A 12566-nucleotide genomic window follows, 5' to 3' on the forward strand; every position below is an offset into this window, starting at 1 on the left:
ATCGCCTAAAAAATAGTCTCTGTCAGTGCCATGGTCGAATGTTCAACACGCCCTAATATTCTCTATTAGTTTTTTGATGTTTTGACAATAATAATAGGGCCGCTGTAGTGTGCCCCTTATTTAATAAACAAGGATAGTTATGATTTATCAGTATTTAGACAAAAAACCTGAGTTTGCCGTCCCTTTTAATGGCTGGGTTGCCGATACGGCGCGAGTCATTGGCGATGTGTATTTAGGTCATCAAGCCAGCGTTTGGTTTGGCGCAGTGATTCGCGGTGACAATGAGCGTATTCATATCGGCGACTACAGCAATGTGCAAGAAAACAGCGTGATTCACACTGATGCGGGTATCGAAGTCAAAATTGGCGATTATGTGACGATTGGGCATTTAGCGATGCTACATGGCTGTGAGATCGGTGATAACAGTTTAATTGGCATCGGCGCAGTAGTACTTAATAAAGCCAAAATCGGTAAAAACTGTATTATCGGCGCTAAAGCCTTAGTCACTGAAGGTAAAGAGATTCCGGATAATTCACTAGTGATGGGCGCACCGGCCAAAGTGGTCAAAACTTTGACTGATGAGCAGGCCGCGATGCTCAAGCTATCCGCTATGCACTACGCAGATCGCTGTCAAAAGTTCAAAACAGGTCTGACCGAAATCCAAGCGCCTGAATAGTTTTATAAGTTTTATAATAAGAAAACCGATAGCTTAAATAGTAAGAATAGTAAGTAAGCGTCCTTATTTTAGGACGCTCCTTTTATCCTCAGCGAGTATGTTTTATGAATAACACTTCTACACCAGCCCCTGCCAATGCGCGCACCTTAGCGTTATTTGATTTAGACCATACTTTGCTCGATGTCGATAGCGACTATTTGTGGGGCGAGTATATCGTCAAGCACGGCCTTGTCGATGAGGCGCAGTATCGCACTGCCAATCAAAAGTTTTATAATGACTATATAGAAGGTACTCTTGATGCGACTGAGTACAACGAGTTTGTCGCACAGTTTTTGAGCTCTTTACCGATGGACAGGCTTGATAAGTTACGTGAAGACTATATAAAAACAGAGATTGAGCCGCATATTCGCCCAAAGGCGATGGAGGTGTTGTGTGAGCACGTGGAGCTTGGTCATGAGGTGGTGATTATCTCAGCGACCAATAACTTTGTGGTGTCTGCTATCGCTCAGCGTTTTGGCATCACCGAGGCAAACGTACTATCGACGCCGCTTGAAATCGTCGATGAGCGCTACACCGGTAAATTAACCGATAAGCCTAACTTTCAAGAAGGTAAGATTTATCATCTGGATAAATGGCTTGATAAAAAGCAGCAAGATGGTATCCACTTTACCAAAACTTATGCCTACTCTGATTCTAAAAACGACATCCCGTTATTAGAATGGGCAGATATTGCCGTTTGCGTATCGCCGGATAAGGCTTTGCATGCCCATGCATTGGCGAATCGCTGGGCGGTTGAGGATTGGTCGATTTAATTTATCATCATTTAGCAGTGCTATTGCGATGAGTAGTCGACAACATCGCTTTTAATAATTATTATTTTTGGCGTAGGCTAGGTTTTTAACTCAGCATTTTGAATTTACAAAGTCCTGAAGCTGGGTTAAAAACCCAGCCTACAAAGACACTATTATTTAATACATACAGGAACACTGATGGAAATTAACCCATATCAAGAGCAAATCAAAGACTTATCGACGCGTGGACAGGACCTGCGGAGGTATCTTTGACTTCGATGGTAAGCAAGAGCGCTTAGAGGAAGTCAATTTAGAGATGGAGAGTCCGGAGCTGTGGAACGATCCGGAACGTGCCACCAAAATTAGCAAAGAAAAAAGTCAGCTCGATAGCGTCATCGAGATAGTGGTATCGCTTGAGACTACGCTTGAAGATGCCGCTGCAATGCTAGAGCTCGCGGTCGAAGCCGAGGATGAGTCCCTGCTCAAAGATGTGCAAAGCGAGCTTGATAGTGCTGAAAAACGCGTCGCCGATTTGGAGTTTCGCCGGATGTTCAGCGGTGAGATGGACCCGAACAACTGCTATTTGGATATCCAATCGGGTAGCGGCGGCACCGAGGCCCAAGATTGGGCGGAGATGCTACTGCGCATGTATACACGCTGGGCGGAGGCGCACGGTTTTAAAGTTGAGGTTATCGAAGTATCTTCAGGTAGTGTCGCCGGTATTAAGTCTGCCACTATCGAGATCAAAGGCGATTATGCTTTTGGCTGGCTACGCACTGAGATTGGCGTGCATCGCTTAGTGCGTAAGTCGCCTTTTGATAGTAACAACGGTCGTCATACCTCGTTTGCGGCTGTGTTTGTGTCGCCTGAGATTGACGATGATATCGATATCGATATCAATCCTGCTGATCTGCGGATTGACACTTATCGCTCATCAGGTGCTGGCGGTCAGCACGTCAATACCACAGACTCGGCAGTACGTATCACCCATGAGCCAAGCGGCGTGGTGGTCACTTGCCAAAACGAGCGTAGCCAACATGGCAATAAAGCCACCGCAATGAAAATGCTACGCGCTAAGCTCTATGAGCTTGAGATGCAAAAACGCATGGAGAGCCAACAAGCGGTAGAAGATAATAAGTCCGATGTCGGTTGGGGCAGTCAAATTCGCTCGTATGTCCTTGATGACTCGCGGATCAAAGATTTGCGTACTGGCGTTGAGACCTTTAATACCGGCGCCGTACTCGACGGCGATTTGGATCAATTTATTGAGGCTAGTTTGAAAGCAGGATTATAAATTAAATTGAAGCTAACTTTCAATTGAGTATAGATTGCTATAGGGTGTATTCTATGCACCGTGATAATAGCGTTTGACGGGTGCTTAGAAAGCACCCTACGCTTTGAGCACCTTAAAAAGTGGTGAATTAAAAAAGAAAATTATGATGACTAAATTTTAATATTAACTGTTTAATAAAATTTACTTAAGGAAACCTATGCCAAGCGTTAATCAATATTTTGATAATAAAGTGGCGTCCATCGCCTTTCAAACCGCTACTCTCCCTGCCACTGTTGGTGTGATGGAGATAGGCGAATACGAATTTAGTACTAGCGAGTTTGAAACCATGAGTGTCGTGAGCGGGACACTCACCGTAAAGTTGCCAAATAATGATAACTGGCAGACTTTTGCGGCGGGCGAGCAATTTACGATTGAAGCGGATAAAAAGTTCAACGTTAAAGTTGAAGTCGAAAGCGCTTATTTATGTACTTACGGTAAATAGCATTATTATCGACAATGTTAGCAATAATTTCAGTGCCATAAAATGCCAAGCTTAATGCTTGGTTTTTTTTTATTTTTTAATCATTCTACTTTTACACAGCACTACATATTCTCTGCGTCAATTTAACAGTAAACAGCGCTTTATTTCATTATTCTAAATCATCAACAGTTTACTTTTAAAATAATGAATTACAAGGGTTTTGGTTTATGGTGAATAAGGCTCAAGTACAGGCGGCTCTAGATCTTCGTCATGATTATGAGCGCCTAGCCAAGCAAGCAAACCTGCGCTATGTCAGCGATGATGAGCCGGGTTTTACCCGCCGCCGTCATGGTCGCGGCTTTACCTATCGAGATGCAGCAGGCAATACGGTCAAAGATAAAAAACTGCGCCAACGTTTTGAGGCTTTAGTCATTCCGCCGATGTGGTCTGAGGTGTGGATATGCCAACATGAAAACGGTCATCTCCAATCGACAGGGCGCGATGGCAAGGCGCGTAAGCAGTATCTGTATCATGAGCTGTGGGATAGTGTGCGCGATCGTGCCAAATTTGAGGCGATGATTGGCTTTGCGAGCGCCCTGCCTAATCTGCGCGCGCAAGTCGAAAAAGATTTAGAAGCTGAGACTTTATCGCATGATAATGTGCTTGCGGCGGTGGTGAAGTTGCTAGAGACGACTCTCATTCGTATCGGTAATAGTCGCTATGCTAAGCTCAATAAAAGCTACGGCCTTAGTACTTTACGTAGTAAGCATGTGAGTGAAACAGAGAATGGCTTGGCCTTCGATTTCGTTGGTAAAAGTGCCAAAGCGCATCATATCGAGCTACAAGACGAGCGCTTGATAGACATCGTACAGTCTTGCTCTGAGTTGCCTGGCTATCAGATTTTTAAATATTTAGATGACAATGGCGACAAACGCGTGGTTGATAGCTCTGATGTCAATGAGTATCTACGCCTGCATCTGTGTGAGGATAGCAAGGCTGCCTCGGACTGCACAAGTAGGCTCTACAGCGCAAAAGACTTTCGCACTTGGATGGCAAGTGTGCTGGCCGCCAGTTATTTATACGATGAGCTACAAAACGGAAACGGCGAAGCCATTTTGGCGAGTGCCCCTGACAGTAAACTGCGGCAAACGTTAGTCACTGAGATGGTCAAAGATGTCGCAGAAGAGTTAGGCAATACGCCAAGTGTCTGCCGTAGCTCCTACATTAATCCTATTATCATTGAGAAGTTCTTGGCAGGCGAGTTTTATGAAAATTATAAACAAGCCCGGCGCGGACGAACTAGAGAGTATCAGAGCTTAGAGGAAAAAGCGCTGCTTCGTTTTTTGGATAACTCATGAGTAGATGAATAGCTCTAAGACTTCTTAGATAAAGCTGTTATCTTTTATATCGTTAAGATAGTTTACTTACTCTTATCTTAACAAGGTAAGCGCATCGTATATATAATCGATAATATATACACTATGAAGATATACACTAAGGGTCATCATCTACAAACGATAAGGGAGATATCATGCAAATACAGGGAAACAGTTTTTTAGTCACTGGCGGCGCTTCAGGGTTAGGCGAAGCCGTGGTTCGCGCTATCACTGCGCAAGGCGGAAAAGTAGTCATCGCGGACCTCAATGAAGAGGCGGGGACAGCTTTAGCCCGTGAGCTTGGCGATAGCGTTCGCTTTGTGCGCTGTGATGTCACCAGCGGCGATGACGTACAAGCGGCAGTCGCTACCGCCGAGACGGACTTTGGTAGTCTGCAAGGCTCTATCAACTGCGCGGGCATCGCTGTGGTACAAAAGCTACTCGACCGTGATAATAACCCAGCGGATCTAGAGGCGTTCACACGCGGCGTTACTATCAATCAAGTCGGCTCGTTTAATGTCGCACGTTTGGTGGCAGCTAGTATTGCTAAGCGTGTCGCCGCCAATACCAACGCTGATAGTGCGCAAAATGCCGATAACGGTATTATTATTAATACAGCGTCTATTGCAGCTTTTGATGGGCAAGTCGGGCAGGCCAGTTATGCGTCATCGAAAGCGGGCGTGGCTGGTATGATGTTGCCACTAGCGCGTGAGCTGACGCGTCATGGTATTCGCGTTATGACGATAGCGCCAGGGGTGTTTGCGACGCCGATGATGCACAGTATCCCAGAAAAGGCCCGCGAACAACTAGAGGCAGCTGTCCCTTATCCAAAACGTCTGGGCGCTCCTGAGGAGTTTGCTAAGTTGGCGATGCATATTATCGATAATGCCTATCTTAATGGTGAAGTGATACGCTTAGATGGCGCGATTCGTATGGTCTGATCGCTTAGCTCTTTTTCTATTCATAACTTCTGCACAAACCTTGGCATAGAGATCTGTTATCTTGTGACTAAGCTCACTTAATAAGAAGCAATTTCTATGTCATTTTCTCGATTATAGTCGAACCACTATTAAAGTGTTACAGCGTTAGACTCGTTTAGCCTACTACTGTAGTACTTGCACTCGTCTGCCTTGTACCACTTTTAATATTGATTGACTATATCATCTCGCAAAACCAAACCCTTCTCTTTGGCTATTCTGATGCTGATAGTCGTTAGTATGATAAGTGTGAGCGCGCTGGCCTTAGCTAAAAATAGCAGCAAGCACAATCAAGCTATCCATACAGATGTCACTATCGATAAAGTTTATGTCGATAAGTCCGAGCGGGTATTAAAGCTATTAAGTGGCGATCGAGTAATCAAAACTTATCACATTGCTTTAGGGGATAGCCCAGTGGGACATAAGCGCCAAGAAGGCGACGAGCGCACACCGACAGGGAGTTATATTTTTGATTATAAAAACGAAAACTCTAACTACTATCGCTCCATCCACGTCAGTTATCCTAACGCCGCTGATAAAGCCCAAGCCAAAAAACGCGGGGTCAGTGCGGGCGGTGATATTATGATTCATGGACAAAAAAACGGCCTTGGTCATCTGGCGGCTATTACGCAGCAGCGTGATTGGACGGATGGCTGTATTGCGGTGACTAATGATGAGATGGATGAGATTATGAGCGTATACAAAGCAGGAATGCCGATTGAAATTGTAGAATAGCTTAGCGTTTTTTATCGTCTCATGAGCCAGTTATAGCGTTTGTTCTGGATAGGGCAAGCGCTTTTTTATTAGCAATAAACTCTTATTTAGGTACTTATTTTTCTTTAAGCTTCTCAAAAAAGCTTCTTGAAATAGCACTGATAAATACTTATTAATAAACTAGATTTATATCATTGCTAATAGTAAGGTTTTTATTGTTTTTCGCTTGAAATGACTGTCACTATACCTTATATAGATAGCAACCAAAGGCAAACGGGCTAACCTAATACTTATAAAAGCCTGTTGCCATGATAAATTATCAAAGGATAACAATATGAGATTTGAGAAATTCACCCAAAAGTTGCAATCTGCAATACAAGAAGCGCAAAGCTTAGCGTTAGGGCGTGATAACACCGGTATCGATCCGGTGCATTTATTAGCAGTATTATTGCAAGATGAGTCAAACATCGCGATCTGTCAGCAAGCCGGCGCATCCATTCCGGCGCTAAAAAATGGCGTGGCCAAAGCGCTCGATAATCAAGCAACTATTAGCAACCCAACAGGCGATGTCAATCTAAACCCAAACTCAGTAAAGATTTTAAACCTAGCCGATCGCCAAGCACAAAAAGAAGGCGATGATTTTATTGCCACTGAATGGGTGCTATTGGCACTGGCGGAGCAAGGCGAAACCAAAAAAATCTTTGAAAGTGCTGGGGTTACCGCAGATAAGTTAGCAGCGGTTATCGAGCAACTTCGCGGTGATGAAACTGTGAATAATCAAAACGCAGAAGATCAGCGTGATGCGCTAAACAAATATACTATCAACTTAACTGAGCAGGCTGAGCTGGGTAAGCTTGATCCGGTCATTGGCCGTGATGAAGAGATTCGTCGTACCATTCAGGTGCTCTCGCGCCGCACCAAAAACAACCCCGTGCTCATTGGTGAACCGGGCGTCGGTAAGACAGCCATCGTCGAAGGCCTAGCACAAAAAATAATCAATGGCGATGTGCCAGAAGGTCTACGCCGTAAGGAAGTGTTGTCCTTGGATTTAGGTGCATTGATTGCCGGTGCTAAGTTCCGCGGTGAGTTCGAAGAACGTCTCAAAGGCGTGCTTAGCGACCTTGCCAAGCAAGAAGGTAACGTCATTTTGTTTATCGATGAGCTGCATACCATGGTCGGCGCGGGTAAGTCAGAGGGCGCGATGGACGCCGGCAATATGCTAAAGCCTGCACTGGCGCGCGGTGAGCTACACTGCGTCGGCGCGACGACGTTAGATGAGTATCGTCAATTTATCGAAAAAGATGCCGCCCTTGAGCGCCGTTTCCAAAAAGTATTGGTCGATGAGCCAACGGTTGAAGACACCATTGCGATTTTGCGTGGTCTAAAAGAGCGTTATGAGCTGCATCACGGTGTCGATATTCAAGACAGCGCGATTATTGCCGCAGCGCGCATGAGCCATCGTTATATCACCGATCGCAAGCTGCCTGATAAAGCGATTGATTTAATCGATGAAGCAGCCAGTCGCCTGCGCATGGAGATGGACAGTAAGCCTGAAGCACTCGGTAAGCTCGATAGCCGTCTGATTCAGCTAAAAATGCAGCGCGAAGTACTCAAAAACGAAGAAGATGCCGGCGCACAAGCAGAGCGTAAAGTGCTTGATAGCCAAATCGAGGAGCTAGAAAAAGAGTACGCCGATCTCAATGAGATTTGGCAAGCGGAAAAAGCGCTGGTCAAAGGCTCTCAGCAGCTAAAAGACGAGCTGGACAAAGCGCGTATCGCTTATGATAAAGCCAGCCGCGAAGGCGACTATGAGACCATGAGTAAGCTGCAGTACGAGACGATTCCACAGCTTGAGCGCCGTATCACAGAGTCTGATTTGGCCGAGCAAAAAGAGCTGGCAGGTGATAATGGCGGTGCCAAACTGCTGCGTAATAAAGTCACGGACAACGAGATCGCAGAGGTGGTGGCAGCCGCGACGGGAATTCCTGTCAGCAAAATGCTGCAAGGCGAGCGTGACAAGATGCTGGCGATGGAAGACAAGCTGCATGAGCGCGTCATCGGTCAAGATGAAGCAGTCGAAGCAGTCGCCAACGCTGTGCGCCGTAGCCGAGCTGGGTTGTCTGATCCCAACCGCCCATCGGGTTCGTTCTTATTTTTAGGGCCTACGGGGGTTGGTAAAACTGAGCTGACCAAATCACTGGCCAACTTCTTGTTTGATAGTGAGGATGCCATCATCCGTATCGACATGAGTGAGTATATGGAGAAGCACAGCGTCAGCCGCTTAGTGGGCGCGCCTCCAGGCTATGTCGGTTATGAAGAAGGCGGTACGTTAACCGAAGCGGTACGCCGTAAGCCTTATAGCGTGATACTGTTTGATGAGGTCGAAAAAGCGCATCCTGATGTGTTTAATATCTTGCTACAAGTGTTAGACGATGGACGTTTGACCGACTCACAAGGCCGCGTGGTCGACTTCAAAAACACGGTGATTGTGATGACCAGTAACTTAGGCTCACACAAAATCCAAGAGATGGTCGGCGAGAGCTATGAAGACATCAAGTCTGAGGTGATGGATTCGGTCGGACAGCATTTCCGCCCAGAGTTTATCAACCGTATCGATGAGATTGTGGTCTTCCATCCGCTTGGCATGTCGCAGATGGCTGGTATTGCTGACATTCAGTTGCAGCGTCTACGTCAGCGTCTCCAAGAGCGTGAGATGGATATCGAGCTGTCAGCCGATGCGATGCACAAACTAGTCGCTGTTGGTTACGATCCTGTGTATGGCGCGCGTCCACTAAAACGTGCTATCCAGCAAGAGATCGAAAATCCATTGTCATTAAAGCTATTGGCAGGTGACTTTGTCGCAGGTGATATCATCAAAGTCGATGTCGATCAAGATGATAGATTGACTTTTAATAAGCTTAGAATGAGCTAATAGTCATTTTAGATTGAGAGTCAATCTCTAAGTAACACTAACCCTTTATCTGCCATAGTAGATAAAGGGTTTTTTGTTGCATAATTGCTGTTCGAAGCGACCTGAAGCTTGCTATATTAAAATAGACGTCAGCGATAAATAAAAATGAGATTAAAGATATTAAAGGATGAACGCTATGCCAATCGACAGCAAGATAAGTAAAAAAAAGCAAGTTAGTTTACCGCTAATGGTAGCCGCTCTACTATTTAGCACTGCGGCCTGCTCAGAATCAGCCGCTCCTGTAGCCAGTACACAAGACGTTGACATTAGTACTAGCGAGCAAACAGAAGATAGCAAGCCCAGCTTTACTACCCAAGTGATCGCAACCTTTAATGAGCCATGGGCGATGACTGCACTACCAAAAACAGGAAATGACGCGCTTGAGTTGCTAGTCACGCAACAGTCGGGCGAGCTATTTGTGGTCGATACGCAGACGGGAGTCAAAACCCAAGTCGCAGGTGTGCCAGAGGTGGCTTATGGCGGACAAGGCGGCTTAGGAGATGTGACTTTAGCGCCAGATTTTAGGGCAAGTAATGCTATTTATATCAGTCACGCCGAAGCGGGCAGTGGTGCTGATAGTAATAAATATGGGGCAAAGGTTATCAAAGCGACGCTCAGCGGTTTAGATACCGAGAAGCCAAGTTTGCAAAACATCAGCACTATCTGGCAGCAAAACAAAAAAATCGATGGGCAAGGGCATTATAGTCATCGCTTATTGTTCTCACCTGATGGACGTTACCTTTATATCAGCTCAGGCGATCGTCAAGAAAAACAGCCTGCGCAAGATATGAGCTTAAATCTTGGTAAAATTATCCGCTTGCATCCTGACGGGACTGTCCCTAGTGACAATCCTTATGCCAACAATAATGACATTAGCGCCCAGTTTTGGAGTACGGGTCATCGAAATGTACTCGGTATGGCGTTTGATGAGTCGGGCAGATTGTGGAGCAATGAGATGGGACCGCGTGGCGGTGATGAGTATAATTTGATCGTCAAGGGCAATAACTATGGCTGGCCTGTGGTTTCAAACGGTCGTAACTATTCTGGCACAGACATACCCGACCATGATACTCGTCCTGAATTTACTCCTCCTAAAGTGAGCTGGACGCCTGTTATTTCACCATCGTCTTTGAGTATCTACACCTCAGGCAGTCAAAATGACTTTCCAGCATGGCAAGGCAATGCTTTAATGAGTGGCTTATCCTCTAAAGCGCTTATCGTGGTCGATATGGACGCGGTAGGTAATGCCAGTGAGCGCTATCGCTATGATATGGGCGCAAGAATACGAAATGTATTAAGCGTAGATGGTCAGGTATGGCTACTGGAAGATGGCGATAACAGCAGATTGCTACATTTATTACCACAGTAAAACCAATGTCAATTAATCATAATGCTATGGTCATAACATGGCAGTAGTTTTACTAATAGTGAAACAATGTTTTTTAATTGATGACTTATAATTTTGTTTCTATTCAATAAAGACTTGTAAGTACTTGGTTTATAATTGATAGTTGCGCGTTATCTTGATAATGTAAATTCCCAAAAAATTTAAGGTTATTTAACGAATGGATCACGTAAAGGTTGAAAGGCTTGGCCCTTTTCCTAGGGTAAACAAGCCCGTCTTCATCACATCGAGTATTCTTATTATTGGTTTTATTGTTTTTGGCGCGTTTTTCACTGAGACTGCTGGTGCGCTTTTTAGTTATCTGCAAAGCTTTATTACGACTAATTTTGGCTGGTTCTTCATTTTACTTATGAACGTGGCTTTAGTCTTTTGTATTTATCTTATAGCAAGTCGCTACGGCGATATACGTTTGGGTCAGCAAACCGAGCGGCCGCAGTACAGTCTGGGGTCTTGGATTGGTATGCTGTTCTCAGCAGGTATCGGTATCGGTCTAGTCTATTGGGGTACGGCTGAGCCATTATACCATTACATGGCGCCGCCAATGGCTGAGCCTGAGACCATGGAGGCCGCTAAGCAGGCGATGAATATATCGTTTTTGCATTGGGGCTTACATGCTTGGGCTATCTATACTATCGTCGCGTTATCTTTGGCCTATTTTCATTTTAGACGCGGATTACCGCTGTCCATTCGCTCAACTTTGTACCCTATATTGGGTCAAAAGATTTATGGGCGCTGGGGACATACGGTCGATATTTTAGCCGTCTTTGGTACGATGTTTGGCGTTGTGACCTCGCTAGGTTTAGGAGTCATGCAGATCAATTCAGGACTTGAAAACCTATTTGGTCTTCCAAATAGTCTTGCTGTTCAGTTTGTCATTATCGCCTTTATTACTCTGCTGGCTTGCGGATCTTTAATGCTTGGTCTTGATAAAGGCATCAAGCGTTTGAGCGATCTCAATATGGGTCTCACCGGCCTTCTGCTAGCCTTTATAGTTATTTTGGGTCCAACACTATTTATCTTTGATAGCTTCTTTGAAAACATTGGTAATTATCTGGCGGCAGTCGTTCCACTTAGTTTTTGGGGCGAGTCGTATAGTGGTACCGATTGGCAAAGTGGCTGGACGATATTTTATTGGGCATGGTGGGTAAGCTGGGCACCATTTGTTGGGGTGTTTATTGCTCGTATCTCTCGTGGTCGTACCATTCGTGAGTTCACTTTAGGTGTGCTACTGATACCGATGACTATTTTGTTCTTTTGGTTCACAGCCTTTGGCGGCGTAGCTATCCATATGGAGCTGTTAGCAGCGCTTGATCCTGCTCTAGTAAGCCCTGGGCTGATAGAGGCAGTACAAGCAGACACAGGTAGCGCAATCTTTAAGTTGGTTGAGTATTATCCATTCGCTAAGCCTATTACCTTGTTGATCGTCATCATGATTGTCTTGTGGTTTGTCACCTCGTCTGATTCTGCAAGCTTTGTCATTGACATGCTAACCGCAGGCGGCGATACTAATCCACCAAAGATTCAACGTCTATTTTGGGCGACGGCAGAAGGCTTTATTGCCGCAATTTTGCTCGCAGCAGGTGGTCTTGGCGCTCTGCAAGCAGCAGCGATTGTTGCAGGGCTACCCTTTGCCATTGTCATCTTTGTCATGATGTACGCGCTATGGCGTGGTCTTGGCCGTGATCGCTTGATCCTTTATCGTGCGCAGCAGCGTTTTATTACTGATGAGTCTATCGATCATAATACCGCTGATGAGTTTACCGATGAGCATCTACTCAAAGGACCGCCAAAGATCGTCAAAGGCGATTAATCTTCAGTTAAGTACGTTAAACTTTATTATTAGTCTCAATCTTTAAACAGATTGAGGCTTTTTTTATATCCATGATAAAAGCTAAAATAGCC

10 protein-coding genes are annotated in these 12566 nt (G+C 45.3%); all 10 read left to right on the forward strand.

The window, feature by feature from the left end; translation table 11 throughout:
* The first annotated feature begins 139 nt into the window (after positions 1-139).
* Positions 140-676 (forward strand): gamma carbonic anhydrase family protein, encoded by a 537-nt coding sequence (locus JMY03_RS06325; RefSeq protein WP_201602224.1) that lies wholly within the window; start codon positions 140-142, stop codon positions 674-676.
* A gap of 104 nt (positions 677-780) precedes the next feature.
* Positions 781-1488: an HAD family hydrolase gene (locus JMY03_RS06330; RefSeq protein ID WP_025645769.1), complete on the forward strand. Its 708-nt coding sequence runs from the start codon at positions 781-783 to the stop codon at positions 1486-1488.
* A gap of 177 nt (positions 1489-1665) precedes the next feature.
* Positions 1666-2761, forward strand: a protein-coding gene (gene prfB, locus JMY03_RS06335) for a peptide chain release factor 2 (RefSeq protein WP_198013319.1) whose coding sequence is annotated in 2 segments (ribosomal slippage) — positions 1666-1737 and positions 1739-2761 — 1095 coding nt in all. Because the reading frame shifts where the segments join, the coding sequence is not laid out codon by codon here.
* A 196-nt stretch (positions 2762-2957) separates the two neighbouring features.
* Entirely contained in the window at positions 2958-3242 is a 285-nt protein-coding gene (ppnP, locus tag JMY03_RS06340; RefSeq protein WP_201602226.1) for a pyrimidine/purine nucleoside phosphorylase, read from the forward strand.
* Positions 3243-3448: 206 nt separating this feature from the next.
* Positions 3449-4579, forward strand: a complete 1131-nt coding sequence (locus JMY03_RS06345) for a DNA topoisomerase IB (RefSeq protein ID WP_201602228.1) — start codon at positions 3449-3451, stop codon at positions 4577-4579.
* Positions 4580-4752: 173 nt separating this feature from the next.
* Positions 4753-5538: an SDR family NAD(P)-dependent oxidoreductase gene (locus JMY03_RS06350; RefSeq protein ID WP_201602230.1), complete on the forward strand. Its 786-nt coding sequence runs from the start codon at positions 4753-4755 to the stop codon at positions 5536-5538.
* Positions 5539-5814: 276 nt separating this feature from the next.
* Positions 5815-6309: a L,D-transpeptidase family protein gene (locus JMY03_RS06355; protein ID WP_227675524.1), complete on the forward strand. Its 495-nt coding sequence runs from the start codon at positions 5815-5817 to the stop codon at positions 6307-6309.
* Between the two features lie 313 nt (positions 6310-6622).
* A complete protein-coding gene (gene clpB, locus JMY03_RS06360) occupies positions 6623-9220 on the forward strand; it encodes an ATP-dependent chaperone ClpB (protein ID WP_201602232.1) in 2598 nt (865 codons plus the stop codon).
* A gap of 175 nt (positions 9221-9395) precedes the next feature.
* A complete protein-coding gene (locus JMY03_RS06365) occupies positions 9396-10628 on the forward strand; it encodes a PQQ-dependent sugar dehydrogenase (RefSeq protein ID WP_201602235.1) in 1233 nt (410 codons plus the stop codon).
* Between the two features lie 196 nt (positions 10629-10824).
* Positions 10825-12474, forward strand: a complete 1650-nt coding sequence (locus JMY03_RS06370; RefSeq protein ID WP_201602238.1) for a BCCT family transporter — start codon at positions 10825-10827, stop codon at positions 12472-12474.
* The last annotated feature ends 92 nt before the right edge of the window (positions 12475-12566 follow it).

The organism is Psychrobacter submarinus, from assembly GCF_904846685.1.
Lineage (GTDB): Bacteria > Pseudomonadota > Gammaproteobacteria > Pseudomonadales > Moraxellaceae > Psychrobacter > Psychrobacter submarinus.